This is a genomic window from Arthrobacter sp. YAF34, from assembly GCF_052113245.1.
Classification (GTDB): domain Bacteria; phylum Actinomycetota; class Actinomycetes; order Actinomycetales; family Micrococcaceae; genus Arthrobacter.
The window spans coordinates 285,952-305,068 of the sequence record NZ_JBFRCV010000004.1 but is presented as its reverse complement, the minus strand read 5'-3'; the positions used below and the strand labels follow the sequence as shown (position 1 = coordinate 305,068).

The 19,117-nt window shown below is 67.7% G+C and carries 20 protein-coding genes; 12 read left to right on the top strand and 8 right to left on the bottom strand.

Annotated elements, in window-relative coordinates:
- Positions 1-830: 3-hydroxyacyl-CoA dehydrogenase family protein (locus tag AB4Y72_RS07440; RefSeq protein ID WP_441425503.1), on the top strand; the 830-nt coding region annotated here is incomplete at its 5' end.
- 84 nt (positions 831-914) lie between these two features.
- Here AB4Y72_RS07440 and AB4Y72_RS07435 read toward each other — a convergent pair.
- Both AB4Y72_RS07435 and AB4Y72_RS07430 read right to left on the bottom strand, forming a co-directional pair.
- A complete protein-coding gene (locus tag AB4Y72_RS07435; RefSeq protein ID WP_441425502.1) occupies positions 915-1,796 on the bottom strand; it encodes an aldo/keto reductase in 882 nt (293 codons plus the stop codon).
- A gap of 11 nt (positions 1,797-1,807) precedes the next feature.
- A complete protein-coding gene (locus AB4Y72_RS07430; protein WP_441425501.1) occupies positions 1,808-2,074 on the bottom strand; it encodes a hypothetical protein in 267 nt (88 codons plus the stop codon).
- A 102-nt stretch (positions 2,075-2,176) separates the two neighbouring features.
- Between AB4Y72_RS07430 and AB4Y72_RS07425 the strand changes: the two genes are divergently transcribed.
- Complete coding sequence (locus tag AB4Y72_RS07425; RefSeq protein ID WP_441425500.1) at positions 2,177-3,052, top strand: helix-turn-helix transcriptional regulator; 876 nt, start codon at positions 2,177-2,179, stop codon at positions 3,050-3,052.
- Positions 3,053-3,138: 86 nt separating this feature from the next.
- Here the strand turns inward: AB4Y72_RS07425 and AB4Y72_RS07420 are convergent, their stop codons facing one another.
- Positions 3,139-3,828 carry a TetR/AcrR family transcriptional regulator gene (locus tag AB4Y72_RS07420; RefSeq protein WP_441425499.1) on the bottom strand — a complete coding sequence of 230 codons (690 nt, stop codon included), beginning with the start codon at positions 3,826-3,828 and terminating at the stop codon, positions 3,139-3,141.
- Between the two features lie 181 nt (positions 3,829-4,009).
- Here AB4Y72_RS07420 and AB4Y72_RS07415 point away from each other — a divergent pair, with 181 nt between their 5' ends.
- Together AB4Y72_RS07415 and AB4Y72_RS07410 are read left to right on the top strand one after the other, a co-directional pair.
- Positions 4,010-5,398, top strand: coding sequence for a flavin monoamine oxidase family protein (locus tag AB4Y72_RS07415; protein WP_441425498.1), 1,389 nt, complete (start codon positions 4,010-4,012; stop codon positions 5,396-5,398).
- 106 nt (positions 5,399-5,504) lie between these two features.
- The gene (locus tag AB4Y72_RS07410) at positions 5,505-5,987 is read left to right on the top strand and encodes a pyridoxamine 5'-phosphate oxidase family protein (RefSeq protein ID WP_441425497.1); all 483 of its coding nucleotides are present in this window, start codon (positions 5,505-5,507) and stop codon (positions 5,985-5,987) included.
- Between the two features lie 46 nt (positions 5,988-6,033).
- Here AB4Y72_RS07410 and AB4Y72_RS07405 read toward each other — a convergent pair whose 3' ends face one another.
- Both AB4Y72_RS07405 and AB4Y72_RS07400 read right to left on the bottom strand, forming a co-directional pair.
- Positions 6,034-6,672, bottom strand: coding sequence for an NADPH-dependent F420 reductase (locus AB4Y72_RS07405; RefSeq protein ID WP_441425496.1), 639 nt, complete (start codon positions 6,670-6,672; stop codon positions 6,034-6,036).
- A 53-nt stretch (positions 6,673-6,725) separates the two neighbouring features.
- Entirely contained in the window at positions 6,726-7,358 is a 633-nt protein-coding gene (locus AB4Y72_RS07400) for a hypothetical protein (protein ID WP_441425495.1), read from the bottom strand.
- A 197-nt stretch (positions 7,359-7,555) separates the two neighbouring features.
- Here AB4Y72_RS07400 and AB4Y72_RS07395 point away from each other — a divergent pair, with 197 nt between their 5' ends.
- A complete protein-coding gene (locus AB4Y72_RS07395; protein WP_441425494.1) occupies positions 7,556-7,933 on the top strand; it encodes a VOC family protein in 378 nt (125 codons plus the stop codon).
- 13 nt (positions 7,934-7,946) lie between these two features.
- Here the strand turns inward: AB4Y72_RS07395 and AB4Y72_RS07390 are convergent, their stop codons facing one another.
- Positions 7,947-8,351, bottom strand: a complete 405-nt coding sequence (locus AB4Y72_RS07390) for a DUF5997 family protein (RefSeq protein ID WP_441425493.1) — start codon at positions 8,349-8,351, stop codon at positions 7,947-7,949.
- Positions 8,352-8,430: 79 nt separating this feature from the next.
- Here AB4Y72_RS07390 and AB4Y72_RS07385 point away from each other — a divergent pair, with 79 nt between their 5' ends.
- Together AB4Y72_RS07385 and AB4Y72_RS07380 are read left to right on the top strand one after the other, a co-directional pair.
- Complete coding sequence (locus tag AB4Y72_RS07385; RefSeq protein ID WP_441425492.1) at positions 8,431-9,183, top strand: LysR family substrate-binding domain-containing protein; 753 nt, start codon at positions 8,431-8,433, stop codon at positions 9,181-9,183.
- A 40-nt stretch (positions 9,184-9,223) separates the two neighbouring features.
- A complete protein-coding gene (locus tag AB4Y72_RS07380) occupies positions 9,224-9,544 on the top strand; it encodes a DUF6221 family protein (RefSeq protein ID WP_120952807.1) in 321 nt (106 codons plus the stop codon).
- Positions 9,545-9,562: 18 nt separating this feature from the next.
- Here the strand turns inward: AB4Y72_RS07380 and AB4Y72_RS07375 are convergent, their stop codons facing one another.
- Positions 9,563-10,324: a GntR family transcriptional regulator gene (locus AB4Y72_RS07375; RefSeq protein ID WP_441425491.1), complete on the bottom strand. Its 762-nt coding sequence runs from the start codon at positions 10,322-10,324 to the stop codon at positions 9,563-9,565.
- Between the two features lie 106 nt (positions 10,325-10,430).
- On the opposite strand from AB4Y72_RS07375, the gene AB4Y72_RS07370 reads away from it, so the two are divergent.
- The 4 genes from AB4Y72_RS07370 (at position 10,431) to AB4Y72_RS07355 (ending at position 16,228) form a co-directional block, all read left to right on the top strand.
- A complete protein-coding gene (locus AB4Y72_RS07370; RefSeq protein ID WP_441425490.1) occupies positions 10,431-11,189 on the top strand; it encodes a LamB/YcsF family protein in 759 nt (252 codons plus the stop codon).
- Between the two features lie 103 nt (positions 11,190-11,292).
- Positions 11,293-12,630, top strand: coding sequence for an MFS transporter (locus AB4Y72_RS07365; RefSeq protein ID WP_441425489.1), 1,338 nt, complete (start codon positions 11,293-11,295; stop codon positions 12,628-12,630).
- A gap of 149 nt (positions 12,631-12,779) precedes the next feature.
- Positions 12,780-14,468, top strand: coding sequence for a 5-oxoprolinase/urea amidolyase family protein (locus AB4Y72_RS07360; protein WP_441425520.1), 1,689 nt, complete (start codon positions 12,780-12,782; stop codon positions 14,466-14,468).
- Positions 14,468-16,228, top strand: a complete 1,761-nt coding sequence (locus AB4Y72_RS07355; protein WP_441425488.1) for an acetyl/propionyl/methylcrotonyl-CoA carboxylase subunit alpha — start codon at positions 14,468-14,470, stop codon at positions 16,226-16,228. Before AB4Y72_RS07360 ends, AB4Y72_RS07355 begins: the two co-directional genes overlap by 1 nt.
- A 183-nt stretch (positions 16,229-16,411) precedes the next feature.
- Here AB4Y72_RS07355 and AB4Y72_RS07350 read toward each other — a convergent pair whose 3' ends face one another.
- Positions 16,412-17,296 (bottom strand): carbon-nitrogen hydrolase family protein, encoded by an 885-nt coding sequence (locus tag AB4Y72_RS07350; RefSeq protein ID WP_441425487.1) that lies wholly within the window; start codon positions 17,294-17,296, stop codon positions 16,412-16,414.
- A gap of 342 nt (positions 17,297-17,638) precedes the next feature.
- Between AB4Y72_RS07350 and AB4Y72_RS07345 the strand changes: the two genes are divergently transcribed.
- Positions 17,639-19,093, top strand: a complete 1,455-nt coding sequence (locus AB4Y72_RS07345; RefSeq protein ID WP_441425486.1) for a purine-cytosine permease family protein — start codon at positions 17,639-17,641, stop codon at positions 19,091-19,093.
- Positions 19,094-19,117: the final 24 nt, after the last annotated feature.

Genomic DNA, 19,117 nt, shown 5'->3' with positions numbered 1-19,117 from the left:
ACCGGCCCATCACTGTCATCGGCGGCGGCACCCTGGGCCGGCGCATCGCCTTGATGTTCTCGCTCCAAGGCGCCGAGGTGCGCGTCTACGACACGAACCTCGGGGTGGCCAAGGCCGCCATCGAGTACATCGCAACGCAGCGCCACCGCACCGTGGAAGAGCTCGGCGGCACCCCGGCGGTCCGGCTCGCGGCCAAGGACAATCTCGCCGAGGCCCTCCAGGATTCGTGGCTCGTGGTCGAGGCGGTGCCCGAAAAGCTTGGCCTCAAGCAGGCGATCTTCGCCGACCTTGACCAGTTGGCGGCCCGGGACGCCGTGCTGGCCAGCAACTCCTCATCGTTTGCCTCCGCCGAATTCATCGGCGGGGTGAGCAGCCCCGAGCGCGTCCTGAACATGCACTTCTACATGCCGCCGGCTGTCCGTTCGGTGGAGCTGATGTCCAGCGGCCACACCGATCCGCAGATCATGGAACTGCTCATGGCCGAGCTGCCCAAGTACGCGCTGGTGCCGCACCTGGTGCGCAAGCAGAGCACCGGCTTCATCTTCAACAGGATCTGGGCGGCGATCAAGCGCGAATCCCTGCTGGTCGTGGCCGAGGGCGTCGCGGAGCCGCAGGACGTGGACGCACTGTTCGCCGACGTCTTCAAATCCGAAACCACCCCGTTCCGCTTAATGGACGAGGTGGGCCTGGACGTGGTCCTGGACATCGAGAACCACTACTGCGAGCTGGCCGGCGTCGAGAACAAGTCGGCCCCCATGCTGCAGGAGTACATCGCCAAGGGCTGGCTGGGCGTCAAGAGCGACCGCGGCTTCTACAACGACTACGCCTGACCCTCATGCGGGGCCCACGCGCCCCACAACGCGGGGGCACCTAGGACGCATTAAGCCGCCCGGTAGTCGTTAGGCTGCTCTGTCTTAGGCTTCGGGGATGACCATTGCGAAGCGCTCCAGCCGGGCCTCGTCAGGATCCGGGCCGTTGCGCACGCCGGTGTCGAGTGCATCGATGGCGGCAAGTTCGTCGGCATTGAGCTCAAAGTCGAAGACGCCGAAGTTCTCGGCGATGCGTGCCGGGTTCGTCGACTTCGGGATGGCGGAACGGCCCTGCTCCAAATGCCAGCGCAGCATGATCTGGGCCGGGCTCTTGCCGTGGGTGTGTCCGATGGCGGCAAGTGTGGGGTCCTCCATCACGTTCCGGCGGCTCTCGCCCCAGCCCGGGTAGAAGGTGATGCCGCCAATCGGTGACCATGCCTGGGTGAGGATGCCGTGGTCGGTGTCGACTGCCTGGACGGCCGGCTGGGTGAAGAAGGGGTGCAGTTCGACCTGGTTTACCGCCGGAACGACGTCGGTTGCGGCGAGCAGCTGCTCCAGGTGGTGCGGCATGAAATTGCTGACGCCGATCGCCCGCACACGCCCGTCGGCGAGCAGGGTCTCCAGCGCCTTGTACGCGGCGATGGTTTTCCCGAATCTGTCAGGGGCGGGCTGATGCAGGATGAGCAGATCGAGGTAGTCGACGCCGAGCTTGCCCGTCGCTTTATCCCAAGCGTGCAGGGTCTCGTCGTAGCCGTAGTCGCTGACCCAGACCTTGGTCTCGACGAACACGTCCGAACGATCCAGGCCCGAGCTGCGAATGCCCTCACCGACCTCCCGCTCGTTGCCGTACGCCGCGGCCGTATCGATGTGCCGGTAGCCGGTCGCCAACGCGGCTTCGACGGCCGCCGTCGTTTGCTCCGGCGGGCTTTGGAAGACGCCCAGACCGAGGGCGGGCATTGTGACGCCGTTATTGAGAGTAAGTTCCATGACCATGCCTTTCACGGTAATGAGATGGTTCGGTTTGTGGGAGGGCACGTCAGTACCCCTTTCGCCGGGAGGGCCACGCCCGTCCAGTAACCGGAGTCGACGCCGGCCCGGCTGAGCCAAACCATCCCGGTCAAGGTGAGCAGGACCCCGGCCAGGAGCGGGACCGAGCCCGGCATCCGGCCAACGGGCCGGGGGATGCCCATTGCAACGACAAAGTTGACCTCGGTCATGGGCAGGAACCCGATGCCTGCCTGAGTTGTTGTGGGTGCAGGTTTCATGCTTTCCATGGAACCGTGATCTCTTAGGGGCCGGGAGTCACGGCCGTTCCGGGTAACGCCAGTCCCTCCCTCGGGCAGGAGCGGCGGCGTAGCGTGGATGCCATGACACTCAGCGAGGACGTGCGGAAGTTCCTGACCTCCCGCCGTGCCAGGATTACGCCCGAGGAGGCCGGCTTGCCGGTCTATGGGGGAAACCGGCGCGTCGCCGGGCTGCGTCGCGAGGAAGTCGCCATGCTCGCCGGGATGAGCGTCGATTACTACATCCGCCTTGAGCGCGGAAACCTGTCCGGCGCCTCGGACAGCGTCCTCGAGGCGCTCGGGCGTGCCTTGAAGCTTGACGACGCCGAAACGGCCCACCTTTTTGACCTGGCCCGCGCCGCCACCGCCTCCCCCCGGGCGCGGCGCAAGCGCAGCCCGCAGACGGTGCGGCCGAGCGTGCAGCGCGTCATCGATGCGATCACGACGGCCCCGGCCTGGGTCCGCAACGACCGCGGGGATGTCCTTGCCGCCAACGAGCTGGGCCGTGCGCTCTATCTGGACATGATGGCAGAGGCGACCAGCCCGCCGAACAGCGCACGGTTCACCTTCCTGAACCCAAAAGCGCGGGAGTTCTTCGCCGACTGGGAGCGTGCCGCAGACGACGTCGTCGCGGTCCTGCGCTCCGCGGCCGGGAAAAACCCCTACGACAAGGACCTCACGGACCTGATCGGTGAACTCTCGACCCGGAGCGTGGAGTTCCGCACCCGGTGGGCCCGGCACGACGTGAAATACCACCGAACCGGACGCAAACGGCTTCACCACCCGATCGTCGGGGACCTGGACCTGAGCTTCGAAGCGCTGGAGCTGCCCGGCGACCCGGGACTGCGCATCAACGTGTACACGGCCGAGCCGGGGACGCCTTCGGAGGACGCGCTGAAGGTCCTCGCCAGCTGGGCCGCGACCCAGCAGCCCATGGAAATCCCCGTCAGGGAGAAGTAGCGCCCGGCCGTCCATCAATCCTGCTGTTCATGGTGGGGCGCCGGCAGCCCCGGACGCTGCCCGCTGGCCGAGGCCTTCCGCCAGGGTTAGCCGCGCAGCGCTCCGAGCCCGGCGAGGAGTGCCTCGAGTCCCAGGCTGAAGGCGACGTCGGCGGGTTTCTCGTCGACATTCGCGGCCAGGCGGCGCACGGCGGAGGTGAAATGCGGAGTCGCGGCCGCCATGCTCCCGGAATCGAAGATGTCGGCCGGTGCCGCGACGTCATAGGCCGAGCCAAAGATGAAGGATTCGAGCGCCACGATGGCCGGGATGATCCGCTCCTGCGGAAACCCTGCGCGGCCGAAGCCGGCACTGACGGCCTCATACATGGCCAGCGTCTTGGGGGCATCGGTCACGGGCAGAACCGCGATGACGGGGATCAGCGGAGTGTGTTTGGAGAAAACATCCCGATAACTCCAGGCCCAGTCCCTCACGGCCTGCTCCCAGGGCCCGGTTTCGAAGGCGGCGACGTCCACGAACGAGGTCAGGTGGTCCTGGACGAGAACCAGCACGTCACGTTTGGAGGAGACGTGGTTGTACAGCGCCGAGGGTGCCACGTTGAGGGTCCTGGCCAGGGCAGCCATGGTGAAGCCGTCATATCCGCTCCTGCCGATCAGCTGCAGGGCTGCCGCAGTGATGCCGTCCTGGTCCAGCACGGCCGCGGCGGGCCGGCCCGCGCGGCGTCGTGCCCCGGCATCGGGGCTGTGCGGATCGGCGGGGACGCTGGTTGCTGACGTCATTCCGGGCCCTTCTTCTGTGCTTGGCTGGCGCTTTTGCGGCGTAGTCCATTCTGACCCTACTTTACGGGCGAAATTCGTCCGGCGGAGGGTCTTCCCCCGAACGGATGCAGCGTCTATCATTCTAAATGAACGTCATTCATTTAGTGGTCCGCATCACTCTGGCGGCCAAGGAAAGGACATCATGCTGAATCTAGACCGCGACGTCGTCATCGTAGGGGCCGGCCCGTCCGGGCTGACCGCCGCCCGCGAACTGAAGAGGGCCGGACTGAGCGTCGCCGTACTCGAGGCACGGGATCGCGTGGGCGGCCGGACCTGGACCGACACGGTTGACGGCGCCATGCTCGAAATCGGCGGCCAGTGGGTTTCCCCGGACCAGACGGCGCTCCTGGCGCTGATCGAGGACCTCGGGCTGCAGACCTACTCCCGCTACCGTGACGGCGAATCGGTGTACATCGGTGCGGACGGAAAGCGCACCCAGTACACCGGTGGGACCTTCCCGGTCAGCGAAACCACCGCCGCCGAAATGGACAAGCTCACGGTCCTGCTCGACTCCCTCGCCGCGGAGATCGGCGCCGAGGAGCCGTGGGCACACCCCAAGGCCCGCGAGCTGGACACGATTTCCTTCCATCACTGGCTGCGCCTGAACTCAACGGATGAAGAAGCCTGCAACAATATCGGCCTCTTCATCGCCGGCGGCATGCTGACCAAACCCGCCCACGCCTTCTCCGCCCTGCAGGCCGTCCTCATGGCCGCCTCCGCCGGGTCCTTCACCAACCTCACGGATGAGGACTTCATCCTGGACAAGCGGGTTGTCGGCGGGATGCAACAGGTCTCGCTCCTGCAGGCCGCGGAATTGGGCGAGGACGTAGTCCTGGACAGCCCGGTCCGCACCATCAACTGGACCGAGGAGGCAAGCGGGGGATACCGCGTCACTGCCGTCTCCGAACGCGCCACCGTGAACGCGCGCTTCGTCATCATGGCCGTGCCGCCGAACCTCTACTCCCGGGTGTCCTTCAACCCGCCGCTGCCCCGCCGGCAGCACCAGATGCACCAGCACCAGTCGCTCGGCCTGGTCATCAAGGTCCACGCCGTATACAGCTCGCCGTTCTGGCGTGAAGACGGCCTGTCCGGGACCGCCTTCGGCGCCGGCGCCATTGTGCAGGAGGTCTACGACAACACGAACCACGAGGACCCCCGCGGCACGCTCGTGGGCTTTGTCTCGGACGAGAAGGCCGACGCCATGTTCGAACTCAGCGCCGAGGACCGCCGTCGCGCCATCCTCGAGTCCATTGCCTCGTTCCTCGGCGAAAAAGCCCTGGAGCCCGAGGTGTACTACGAGTCCGACTGGGGCTCCGAGGAATGGACCCGCGGAGCCTACGCCGCAAGCTACGACCTCGGCGGGCTGCACCGCTATGGCAAAGACCAGCTGAAGCCGGTTGGCCCCATCTACTGGTCGTCCTCCGACCTCGCGGCAGAGGGATACCAGCACGTTGACGGCGCCGTACGGATGGGGCAGATCTCGGCGGCCAGGATCGTCGCCGCCGCGGACCGTGTGTCCGTGGCTCGGTAAACGGTCCGGAAAGGTCCCGGCCGGACAGCCATTGGAAAGTAAGCACACTTACCAATAGGCTGTCCGGGGGGACCTTCCTCCATTGGTACGAGAACGAGGTGAGAGCATGGCGGATGCCGCAAGCATCAGCAAGGTCACGGGCATCATCAACGATTCGCACATCGGAATGTTGACCACCATCGACGAAGCGGGCAAGCTCGTCAGCCGGCCGCTGGCCGTCCAGGAGGTTAAGGACGACGGCGATATGTGGTTCTTCACGTCGGCCGCCACCTCGCAAGTGGCCCACATCCGCGCGAACCCGGCCGTGAACGTTTCCTTCGGCCAGCGTACAGAGTGGGTCTCGGTGGCCGGAACCGCCGAAGTGGTGACCGACCGGCAGCTGATCCATGACATGTGGAACCAAGTGGTGGAGGCCTGGTTCCCGGACGGACCGGACACTCCGGAAGTGGTCCTGCTCCACGTTGGCTCGGACTCGGCCGAGTACTGGACGAGCCCGGGCGGCACGGCCGCCACCGTGCTGCAATGGATCAAATCCAAGGTCACCAACAGCCGGATGAGCGTCGGCGAAAGCGCGACGGTGGAGCTCTAGACCTCTAGAGCTTCAGGGTTCTAGAACCCCAGGGCCGGGCGGGGTACTAGTCGATGATCTTCAGGCCGGTGCCCCAGTTGAAGGTGGGATACGCGGGATTGGCCTGCAGTGCCATGACCAGCAGCTGAAAGCCCTCGAGTTCACGGGCGTGGCGCAGTCCTCCGACCTGGAGGGGGCGCAGCCCGGCGGCCTCGGCGAAGGCCGCCACCTCGGTCCGGGCCTGTTCGGAGTCCGAGGCGATGAAGACATCCAGGGGCGTCTCGCCCACGGTCCCCGATCCGAGCGGGCCCGCGAACGTGGTGTTGAAGGCTTTCACCACCCGCGCGCCCGGCAGCAACGCGGCGATTTCCTCGGCGGCCGACGTCTCCGGGCCGACCACCAGGGAATCGAAGGTATCCATGTTGATCGGATTGCTGATCTCCACCACGGTCTTGCCGCTGAGCGTGTCGCCGAAATGCGTGGCAACCTCCTTGGCCGGACCGAAGTAGAGAGCCAGGACCACGATGTCGCCGCCCGGGACCTCGCTCAGGCCGCCGGAGGTGTTGGTGCCGCCAAGTTCAGCAGCGAGCTTGGCGGCATTTTCCGGCGTCCGGTCAAGGATCTGGACGGAACGGCCGGCAGCAACGGCCCGGGTGCCGATGGCCCGGGCCATGTTGCCGCTGCCGATGATCGTGATGTCAGTCATGATGCTTCCTTCCGAGGTAGCCGGAAACTGCCGGGGTCAGCAAGTTCCGGGAATCAGCTGTGCGCGTGGTCCTGGCCCGGCAGCCCCGCGGGGCTGACGCCGGCGGCGCGCTCGGCGGCAGCCAGGGCCTGTTCCAGCTGGTCCACAGCCGGGGCGTAGGCGGCGTCGGCGCCAGCGGGGTCTGTGCCGCCGAGGCGTTCGGCAGCCTTGATGGCCCGGATCAAGGCAGCCGTTTCCGGCTGCCGGGGATCGGTCATCGCGGGATAGTCAATCGAGTAGCCGGGATCGAGCTCGTAACGCTGCCACCGGGCGAGGGCGCTCTTGTGCCGAACCGCCGCGGCCTGGTTCATGATCCGGGAGTTCCGGCCGGCCCGTCGGTTTGCCTGCCGGCGCAGCATCCGGGGCGCAGTTGCAAAAGCCGCCAGGGCCGCCCCGGCCCCCAGAATCCCGAGCGCAAGGCCGGCCCAGGGCCACGTGAAGGAAGCCACGACGATGCAGGGGACTATGACGGCGAGCCCGGCGAACGCATCCCAGAAAGCGCCATCTGCGCCGTCCGGGAGAACGTCGTCGGACGCCAGATGCTTGCGGGCGAGGTAGGCCGCAATGGATGCCGCCCCGGCGACCAGGATTGCGAGGGCCAGGAACTGCCAGACCGCGAGGGCACCGGATTGTGAGAGCGACGTCATTGCACACCTCCGGCGGAAACGACCCGGGCGGGCGTTGTTCCGCTAGTTCCATTGGAATCCCTGGCGGCGGGGCCGTCAATGGCCGCTCGGCCCTACTCCGCGCGCCGCGGACGGGGACCGGCCGGCCCGCGTCCACGGAAGGGGCGGCGACAGACTCGCGGTTCCGTCACGGATCTTCCCAGCGTAGCCTAGGGGCCATGCGACTGAAAATGTGCGGTATTCATGTCAAGGATCCTGCCTCGGCCCATGAGTTCTACACCGGCATCCTGGGCTTTGAAACCCTGATGGCAATGCCGGAACACAACCTCTTCATCGTCAAGGATCCGGGCGGCGACGGTGGCGCCGGGATCCTGCTGGAGCCCAGCGACAACCCGATCGGGGCGGCCTACATGAACGGCCTGCACGACGCCGGAATTCCAGCGATCGTGTTCGGCGTGCCGGACGTGCGCGCCGAATACGCCCGGCTCGCGGCCAAGGGCGTGATGTTCCAGGCGGAGCCCTCCGAAGGGCCTGCAGGGACGTCAGTGGTGCTCGATGACGGGTGCGGCAACTTCGTCCAGCTGCACCAGGACTGAGGCGGCGGAACGCCTACTCGGCCTGGGCGCGGGCTTTCTTGGCGTCCTTCTTGGCGCCCTCGTCCTTGACCCGCTGGGCCTCGGCGCGGACGGCGGCGTGCGTGGAGCGCTCGGCGACCAGCCACGCAGGGGGAGCCTGCAGCAGTGCGGTGATTTCCGCCGTCGTCAGCGCTTCCTCAACGCCGCCGCGGGCCAGGCCGCTGATGGAAACATTGAGCTTCTGCGCGACCACCGGGCGGGGGTGCGGGCCGTTACGGCGCAGTTCCGCGAGCCACTCCGGCGGGTTGGCCTGGAGCTCGGCGAAATCGGCGCGGGTGATGACCGAATCCTGGAACTCCTGGGGTGTTGCGGGCAGGTAGATGCCAAGCTTCTTGGCAACGGTAGCCGGCTTCATGGACTGGGAGTTTGCAGAGGTCATGCTTCAAGGGTATCCGGCCAGCGGCTGACTGGGGGACCGGTGCTGAGCTCCGCGCCAGCCCGGGCGGTACTGTGAACATGTGTCCGCAGCAGAAGAAGCACCCCAGAGCCCTGACGAAACCGCCGCCGTCCCGGCCGAAACAGCCGTGCGTGAGTTGCGTTTCGCCTACGTTGCCGGCGTGACGCCCGGAAAATGGATCCGGCGCTGGGAAGAGCGCATGCCGGATGTGCCGCTGCATGCCTTCATGTCCGACGACGGCGCGCAGCTCGCCGTGCTCCGCGACGGTTCCGCGGACCTGAGCTTCGTCCGGCTTCCGGTGGAGCGCGAGGGCCTCAGTGTCATCCCGCTCTACGAGGAACAGCCGGTGGTGGTGGCGCCCAAGGGACACGAGGTCTCGCTGTTCGAGGAAGTGGACCTCGCGGACCTGTCTGCCGAGACGTTCCTGGACGTGCAGGAACTCGGCGGCCCCGCAATGGCCCTGCAGGTGGTGGCCTCCGGTGCCGGGCTCGTGATACTGCCGATGTCTGTGGCACGCCACTTCAATGTCAAGGACACCGTGGCCCGGAAGCTCACCGGTGCGCCCGGCACGGAGATCGCCCTGGCGTGGCCCAGCGACGGCACGGACGAGGTGATCGAGGAATTCATCGGCATTGTCCGCGGGCGAACCGCGGCGAGCTCCCGCCAGCCCTCGGCACAGCAGGAGAAACCCAAACGCGAGCCCAAGCCGGACCGGCGCGGCCCCGCAGTCAAGAAGCCCAAGGTGGCCCAGCGCTATGCGCCGAACCCGGACAAAGGCCGCGGCAAGGGATCCCGGAAAAAGGGGAAGCGCTAGGGCATAGCCGTGTGAGCGCCGCCGCGCATAGGCTCGGTTCGTGGACATCGTCGAGTTCCTGACCGCACGAATAAGAGAAGACGAAGCCGCCGCCCTGAAGCTGCTCGGCGACCCCACGCTGGCCGTGTCCGGGGAGTGGTACGAACGCCGGCTGCTGCGCGAATGCGAGGCCAAACGCCGGCTCATTGGGATCATCGAATCCGCCCGCCAGTCCGTCCTCGCAGCGCTGGTCAGCCAGGAACCGGCCGACGCCGGATGGGTGCCGGACGTCATCGAATGGACCACCCTGTCCTTGAACACCCTGGCCCTGCCGTACGCGGACCACCCCGAATTCCAGGCCCGCTGGCGGATCCCCGGGTAGCGGGAGCCGGGTGCCGGCTCACTCGCCGTGGACGGCGGACTGGCGCTCCTCTGATCGGTCCAGATAGGCCAGCAGCAGTTCGCCGGCGCGGTCCAGGTCACCGGATTCCAGCGCCGCGCAGATGTCCTCGTTGTCCGGCAGGTAGCCGCGGTAAAAGTGCGCGTCCAGGGTTGCCTTGTGGAAAAAGAGCCGCATCTCGGCCAGGACCTGGGCCATGATCGCGTCCAGCCGCCGGCTGCCCGCCAATGCCACGATCGCGCCGTGGAAATGCTGGTTGGCGTTGCCCAGGGCCTCTTCGTCGTTGGCGGCGGCCGCGGCCTTGCCCTCCTCCACGGCCGCCCGGACCGCCGCCACGCGCTCGGGGCTGCCGCCGCCGCGGATCGCGCTCACTTCAATGGCACGGCGCACGGCGTAGACGTCGTGGATGTCGCCCGCCTCGAGGCTGGCCACGAAGACCCCCCGGTTCGGGTGGCGGACCACCAGGCGTTCGGCGGCCAGTTCGGCGAAGGCCTCGCGGACAGTGTTCCGGGAGACGCCCAGGTCCTCGGCAATGGTCGATTCCGTGAGTCGGGCTCCGGGCAGCAGCAGCCCCTCGGCCAGCTGCAGGCGCAGTTCGGCCGCCACCCGGTCCGCCACGGACGGAACGGCCACACGCAGCCGTGCCGCCGCGCCCAGCGCGGCACCCGCCGCGGCGTTGCCCTTCGTCCCTGCCGCGGCTCCGGACGCCGCGGTGTGCTGCCTGGCGGAAAGGACTCGGGATCCTGATTCGGAGGTGGTCATACACCAGAATTTACACGATCGTCACATCGTTGGATTGAAGAATCGTTGAACAATCTGAACTTTTGGTGCATCCTAGAAGAGGTACAACCATGAGATGAGGATCACAATGGCAACGATTGACCTGAACAGCGACGTCGGTGAGTCGTACGGACGGTGGACGCTGGGTGACGATACGGCGATGTTTCGCTCCGTCTCCAGCGCCAATGTGGCCTGCGGATTCCATGCCGGCGACCCCAGCGTGATTCGGCGCACGTGCCGCGAAGCCGTGACCGCCGGCGTCCGGATCGGCGCGCACGTCGGCTACCGCGATCTCGCCGGCTTTGGCCGCCGCTTCCTGGACATCGATCCCGGCGAATTGGCGGACGACGTCGTTTATCAGATCGGCGCGCTGCAGGCGCTGGCCGCGGCCGAAGGTGGCAAGGTCACCTACGTGAAGCCGCACGGCGGCCTCTACAACGCCATCGTCTCGCACACCGCCCAGGCGCGGGCCGTGGTCGACGCCGTGAAATCGGTGGACCCGAACCTGCCGATCCTTGGGCTGCCGGGTTCTGAGGTTCTGCGTCTGGCCGAGGCCGCCGGGCTGCGGGCCGTGAGTGAAGCCTTTGCGGACCGTGCCTACAACCCGGACGGCACGCTGGTCTCCCGCACGTTCCCCGGAGCCGTGCTGCACGACCACGGCGAGGTCACCGAGCATGTCCTCCGGATGGCCGCCGATTCCGCTGTCCGCACGATCGACGGCTCCATCCTGAAGATCCGGGCCGAGAGCATCTGCGTGCACGGCGACTCCCCGGGAGCCGTCACCATGGCCGCCGCCGTCCGCGCGGCCCTCAACGCCGCCGGGATTGAAACCGCCGCGTTCGTCTAAGGCAGTCCGCAGCACACGGCACGACTTCACACCGCACGACATCACACCCCACGACTTCACACCCAAGCAACAGGCAGCACCCCCGCACACCTGGAGGAAAACCATGACCACACCGCAGCAGGCCACCCCGGCCGCCAGCAAGAGGAAGCTGCCGCCCGGCGCCGTCAAGGCCTACATCGCGAGCCTTACCGGCACGTCGCTCGAGTACTACGACTTCGCGATCTACTCCGTGGCGTCGGCGCTGATCTTCCCCAAGATCTTCTTCCCCGTGGGAGATGAGCTGGTCGGCCTGCTGCTCTCCTTCTCCACCTTCGCGGTCGGCTACCTCGCGCGCCCCATCGGCGGTGTGATTTTCGGCCGGCTCGGCGACAAAATCGGCCGCAAGCACGTCCTCGTGGTCACCCTCATGCTGATCGGCGTCGCCACCGTGCTCATTGGCGTGCTCCCGGGGTACGCGGCCATCGGCGTCGCCGCCCCGGCAATCCTGGTCCTGCTGCGCCTGGCGCAGGGGATCGGCGTCGGCGGCGAATGGGGCGGAGCCGTCCTGCTCTCCAGCGAATTCGGCGACGCCCGGAAGCGCGGCTTCTGGTCCTCTGCTGCCCAGATCGGCCCGCCGGCCGGCAACCTGATGGCCAACGGCGTACTTGCCGTTCTCGCGGCGACCCTCAGCACCGAGGCCTTCCTCTCCTGGGGCTGGCGCGTGGCCTTCCTCGCCTCCGCCCTGCTGGTGGTGTTCGGCCTCCTGATCCGGCTCAAGCTAGAGGAAACCCCGGTCTTCAAGGCCATCCAGGCCCACGGCGAGGCCCCCAAGGCCCCCATCAAGGATGTCTTCACCACGGAACCCCGCGCCCTCGTGGCCGCCGCCCTGTCCCGCATCTGCCCCGACGTGCTGTACTCCCTTTTCACGGTCTTCGTGGCCCTCTACGCCACCAAGCAACTGGGCATGACCACAGGCAACGTCCTCGGCGCCATCCTGATCGGCTCCGCCTTCCAGCTCGTCCTGATCCCCGCAGCCGGTGCCCTCACCGACCGGTTCAACCGCCGCCTCGTCTACGGCATCGCCACAGTCGCAACGGCCCTGTACATCCCGGTGTTCTTCCTCATGATCCAGGGCAAGTCCGTGCTCATGCTGACCATCGGCGTCGTGATCGGGCTGGCGCTCCATGCCTTCATGTACGGCCCGCAGGCCGCCTTCATCACCGAGCAGTTCCCTGCCCGCCTCCGCTACGCCGGCAGCTCGCTGGCCTACACCCTGGCCGGGGTGATCGGCGGCGCCGTGGCACCGCTGATCTTCACCGCCCTCTTCGCCGCGACCGGCAACTGGTACCTGATCGCCGGCTACCTCGCCCTCGCCGCGGTCGTGACGGTGATCGGGCTGGCCATCGGCCGGAACCCGCAGACCCAGGAGGAAGAGCGCCTCCTGCAGGAAGCCCACGCCTGAGCGGCGCGGAAACCTGTCCACCGCTACCGGCAGAACGACCGGCACCATGATTGAGGCACCTCGTGATTGAGACACCAGTGCAAACCCTGACAGCACAGCAACACACGGCAGAGAAGGACACGGCCCACAAGGTCCGCTCCGTGCGGGCCGTGGGAACGCGCGGGGTCCTCGCCGAGCTCTCCGGTACCCAGGACGTCCTTGCGCTGCAGGCGCTGCTCCTCGAGACGCCGCTGCCGGGCCAGCAGGACATCCTGGCCGCGGCCGAGACCGTCCTGGTCAAAGCCGATTCCCCGGCGTCGGCCCGGCGCATCGCGGCACGGCTGCTGCAGCTCGACCTCACCGCTCCCGTGCGGCACGACGGCGAGCTGGTGGTGATCGACACCGTGTACGACGGCGAGGACCTCGCCGAAGTCGGCCGGCTGACCGGTCTCGGCGCCGAGGGCGTCATCGCCGCCCATGCTGGCCAGGTCTGGACCGTGGCCTTTGCCGGCTTCGCGCCCGGCTTCGGCTACATGGTGGGGGAGAACCAGCAACTGGAAGTGCCCCGCCGCAGCTCGCCGCGCACGGCCGTGCCCGCAGGCTCCGTGGCGCTGGCCGGCAACTACTCGGCCGTATACCCGCGCCGGTCCCCGGGCGGCTGGCAACTGATCGGGCGCACCGGCGCCCGGATGTGGGACCTGGACCGGGATCAGCCGGCCCTGGCCGCCCCCGGCCACCGGGTCCAGTTCCGTCCCGTCCGGGACGCAGTCGCGCTAGCGGTGGAGACAGCCGCCGGGTCCGGCGCGGAGCCGGCGGCCGAACCCGCGGCTGAAGTTTCCCGGACGGCGACGGAACCGGCCGGACAGGACGTGACGTCCGGACTCCGGATCCTTTCGCCGGGCCTGCAGAGCCTCGTCCAGGACCTCGGCCGGCACGGCCACTCCGGCCTCGGCGTCTCCGCCGCCGGTGCGCTGGACCGGGCCTCGCTGCGCCGCGCCAACCGCCTTGTCGGGAACGCGCCGTCGGCCGCCGTCATTGAGACCGTCGCCGGCGGGCTCAAGGTCCAGGCCGTGGGCGACCAGGTCCTCGCCGTCGCCGGGGCACCATCGGAGCTGGGCATCGAATCGGCGCCGGACAGCGCCGGCGACACCCGGCACCGCACCGTGCCGGTGGCCACCCCGTTCGCGCTCCTCGACGGTGAAACACTCAGCCTCGGTGCGCCGCACAGCGGTTTCCGCAGCTATCTCGCGGTCCGCGGCGGGGTGGACGCCGCCCCGGTACTCGGCAGCCGCTCCACGGACACGATGTCCGGGATCGGCCCCGCGCCCCTGGCCGCCGGACAGGTTCTTGCCGCCGGCGGAGAGGCCGAGTCCGGCGTCGTGGGTCATCCCGAACTGCAGCCCGACTACCCGGGCACCGGGGTGACGGTCCTCGACGTCGTCCCCGGGCCCCGCGCGGACTGGTTCGACCCGGCGGCGCTGGACGCCTTCACCGGCCAGGACTGGTCCGTGCTGCCGCAGTCCAACCGCGTCGGCATGCGGCTGGACGGGACCCCGCTGCAGCGCACCCGCCGAGGCGAGCTGCCCAGCGAAGGCACCGTGGCGGGCGCCCTGCAGGTCCCGCCGGAGGGCCTGCCGGTACTCTTCCTGGCCGACCACCCGATCACCGGCGGCTACCCGGTCATCGCCGTGGTAGTCGACTCCCAGCTGGACCTCGCCGCGCAGGTTCCCATCGGCGGCAAGATCCGCTTCCGCTGGGCCGGATCCGAACCAGACTTGGCGCCCGCGCCCCCCGAACACGCCAGCCCCGAACAGGCCGGCAACGAACACGCCGCCACCGACGAAGAAGTGAGTAACTGATGCACAAGGTCCTGATCGCCAACCGTGGAGAAATCGCGGTCCGCATAGCCCGGGCCTGCGACGACGCGCAGCTGGCGTCCGTCGCCGTGTACGCCGACATCGACGCCGACGCCCTCCACGTCTCCGCCGCGGACGAAGCCTTCAGCTTGAACGGCAATTCGCCCGCGGACACCTACCTGAACATTCCCAAGCTCCTCGCCGCGGCGGCGGCGTCCGGCGCGGACGCGGTCCACCCCGGCTACGGGTTCCTCTCCGAAAACGCTGACTTCGCCCAGGCCGTGCTGGACGCAGGGCTGACCTGGATCGGCCCCAGCCCGGATGCCATCCGGCTGCTCGGCAACAAGATCACCGCCCGCGACGCGGCCGTCCGGGCCGGCGCGCCGCTGGTCGCCGGGAGCGACGGTCCCGTGGACACCGCTGCCGAGGCCCGCGCCTTCGCCGAAGAGCACGGCCTGCCGATCGCCATCAAGGCCGCGTTCGGCGGCGGCGGGCGCGGCATGAAAGTGGTCCGGGTCCTCGACGAGGTGGAGGAAGCCTTCGACTCCGCCGTCCGCGAAGCCGTCGCCGCCTTCGGCCGCGGCGAGTGCTTCGTGGAGCGCTACCTCGACCGCCCCCGCCACGTCGAGGCGCAGGTCCTGGCGGACGCGCACGGGAAGGTCGTGGTGGTCGGAACCCGCGACTGCTCGCTGCAGCGCCGGCACCAGAAGCTTCTTGAAGAGGCTCCCGCGCCGTTCCTCGGCGCGGAGCAGACCACCTTGATTTACGACGCCGCCAAGGCCGTCTGCCGTGAAGCCGGTTACTCCGGCGCCGGCACGGTGGAGTTCCTGGTCGCGGCGGACGGCACCGTAGCCTTCCTCGAGGTCAACACCCGTCTCCAGGTGGAGCACCCGATCACCGAGGAAACCACCGGGATCGACCTTGTCCAGGAACAGTTCCGGATCGCCGCGGGCGAGCCGCTGCGCCTTACGGAAGACCCGTCGCCGCGCGGACACGCCTTCGAATTCCGGCTCAACGCCGAGGACGTGGGCCGCGGCTTCCTGCCCTCGCCCGGCACCATCGGCGAATTTGCGGGCCCCACGGGCCCGGGCATCCGCCTGGACACCGGAGTCCGATCCGGCTCCTTTGTGGCGCCGCAGTTCGACTCCCTGCTCGCCAAGCTCATCGTCACCGGCGCGGACCGCCAGCAGGCGCTGCGCCGGGCCCGGCGTGCCCTCGCCGAGATGCGCATCACCGGCGTGGCCACCGTGTTGCCGTTCCACCGGGCGGTACTGGAGTCCCCGGACTTCACCTCCGAGGACGGGCTGGGCATCCACACGCGGTGGATCGAAACCGACTTCGCGGACAGTGTCTCCATCGCGGCCGATCCCGATTACAGCACCACAGCCCCCGACGGCGACCGCCGCACCATCACCGTCGAGGTGGACGGCCGCCGCCTCGCCGTCGGGCTGCCGGCCGATCTGCTGGACGGGTGGGCACGCTCTGGCGGCCCCTTGCCCGCGGGTGTGAATTTGAACGGAGCTTCCGACGGCGGCGCTGCTGCCGCTGATCCGGGGGAGTTGCGCGCCGACATGTCCGGCACCGTGGTCAAGTGGCTCGTGGAGCCGGGCGCCGAGGTCTCGGCTGGGGACCCGGTTGTGGTTCTCGAAGCCATGAAGATGGAAACCCAGGTCTCAGCGCACCGGGGCGGGACCGTCACGGACGTCCGCGCCGAAGCGGGCGGGGTGGTCGCGTCCGGAGCGGTGCTGGCGCTGATCGGCTAGCTTCGTTCCAAGGCACGGCCGGGCACGCGCACAGAGCGTTCCCGGCCGTTTCTTTATGCCCTCCAGCTCCGAGACTCTTCGAGGTCGGAGGCGGTCTCGGGGTGGTGGGCTGGTGGTTGGGCGCGGCGGTTGAGCCACATTTCGAAGACGTCGCTGGTGTGCCATTCGAACGACGCGGCCAGGCTAGGGCTTGCTCTCCGCGTGCGCCTCGGGCGTCCAGACGGCGGGGTTGATACGCCCGCCGTAGATGGGCAGCTCGACGGCCGGTTCGTCCGCCCTGAACTGCGACCACATTCGGTTCAATCCTGCGGTACCGCCCGAACGGACCCGACCCGGATGCCCCATGTCCAGGCGCGCAGTCAGGACGCAAGGGGCCTCGTCCGGGGCTTCTGCCAGCACGGTGCCTTCGGGGTCCACGATGATGCTGCGGCCCCGCCCGGTAGGTCCGGCGCAGTTCACGCTGATCATGAACACCTGGTTAAAGATGGCGTTGGCGCGGGCCAGGACCAGTTCCTGGGCGCGGTCTGGGGTGGTGGTCTTGACGACATTGATGATCATGTCGGCCCCCATCCAGGCCAGTTGGCGGGTGACCTCTGGGAACCATGCGTCGTAGCAGATGGACAGTCCGGCCCGGCCGAATCCGGGCAGATCGACTGTCACAAACGTGTCTCCCGGGTCGTAGGGTTCGAACGGGCGCCAGGGGAAGATCTTGCGGTAGCTGGCCGCCAGCGCGCCCTCAGGGGAGAGAACCAGGGATGTGTTGAACAGCTGGCCCTGCGGCCCGCGTTCGCAGATGCTCCCGGGGACCAGCCACAGCCCGAGGTCTCCGGCGAGTTGCTTCAACTCACCAACCAGGGGCCCGTCGAGAGGCTGCGCGGCCTCCCGGAGCGCTTCGGGTCGTTGCCGGTCCGGATTGCCGTCGCCGAACAGATGGAGTTCAGGAAAAACCATCAGCTCGGTTCCGGGGTTTTCCGCCAAGACGCGCCTGGCCTCATCGGCGAACGCGGAGAAAGGCTCACCGATCAGGCGCGGAGGGGCCTGGACGGCTGCAAGGGAAAGGCTGGACACGGGCAGTCACCTTTGAGCTGGCGGTGATGGGCGGTCGACGGCGGGACCGGACCTTAACGCCCGCTTCACTTCCGGCCGCCCGCCGGTCCGTGTGGGCAAAAGATCCGCTGATGCCTGCCACGGAGCAGCAGGGCACCCCGTGCAGGCTATAGACATTCCGACAAAAGACGTTCACGCTTCTGTCATCCCCCACACGGGGGACGACACGATTCGAGTTTACTCTTGTCCACATTTTGCACATGATTCGCTTAATTGCTTCTCAGCGCCGGCGCGGGATTCCGTCGCTGTGCCCCCCGATCCCGCACCGATGCCGGCAGCATCGCACGTTCTAGGAGACATGTCATGAGCACAGCCACGGGCCCGGCGACGGGCCGGGGACTGGAAGTCCGGTCGATCGACTATGTTCCTCTCAACGAGAGGCATGGAAAGGTCTCACACATTGGGCCGCTGTGGTTTATGAGCAACGCCCAGATAGCCACGCTTGCGGTGGGGCTGATCAGCATCACCACCGGCGGGAACCTGATCTGGTCATTGATCGCGATCGCGGTCGGCGTGCTGGTTGGCACCCTGTTCATGGCCGCGCACTCCTCCCAGGGTCCGCAGCTCGGGCTGCCTCAGATGATCCAGTCCCGTCCGCAGTTCGGGTATGTGGGAGCGCTACTGGTGTGGCTCTTTGCCTACCTGCAGTACGCGGGATTCAACGTGTTCAATACCGTCCTGGCCGGCGAGGCCGTGGCCGGATCCGTTCACCTCGGAAACGAAACCGTCTGGTTCTGGGTCATCACGATTGTCGCGGCCGCCGTCGCGCTCTTTGGCTATGACCTGATCCACGGCTTTGAGCGCTATTTGACCTACCTGACGATCATCATGCTGGCGCTTCTGACGGTGGCGACCCTCACCCACCTTGAGCTGCCCGGCGGCGCGTTCAATCTGGCCGAGTTCCATCTCGTCCCGTTTCTGGGCCAACTTGGCGTGGCGGCAGGCTACCAAATCTCCTGGGCCATTTACGTCTCGGACTACTCCCGCTACCTCCCCCCGGAATCCGGCCGCGGGACGTTCAAATGGACGTTCTGGGGGAGTGCGCTGGGCGGTATCTGGGTCATGTTCCTGGGCTCCTTCATCGCCGCGGCAGCCGGCGAGGGCTTCGATACCATCAGCTCGATCCAGAACACAGCCGACAAGCTCTTCCCGGGCTTCGGATCGATCGCGTTGTTCGTTGCGGCCCTTGGGCTGGTGTCGGTCACGGCGCTGAACATGTATGGCGGCTCCCTGACCCTGATCTCATCCATCGACAGCCTGCGCCGGATCCGGCCCACCGTCAGAATCCGCGTGGTCACCATCGTGATCACCGCGGCCATCTCGCTCGTCTTCGCCAACATCGCCTCCGCCGACTTCCTCGCCAACTTCAACGACTTCCTGCTCCTGGTCCTGTACTTCTTCATCCCGTGGACCGCGGTGAACCTGACCGACTACTTCATCGTCCGCAAGGGCCATTACGCCATCGCGGAGATCTTCCACCCCAACGGCATCTACGGACGCTGGGGCTGGCCGGGAATCACCGCGTACCTCTTGGGCTTCGTGGTCATGATTCCGTTCTTCGCCGCCGGAAAACTCTTCGTCGGTCCCGCGGCCGAGGCCATGGGCGGCGCTGATATCTCCCTGTTCATCGGCCTGCCGGTGTCAGCCGTCATCTACTGGGCACTCACCCGCCGCATCGACACCGCCGCGGAATGGCGGCTGGCCAAGAGCCAGGCCGACGAACTGGAGAAGGCCGCGAAGATGCACGTCGAGCCCTAATTCCTACGGACGCCCAAGCGGTGG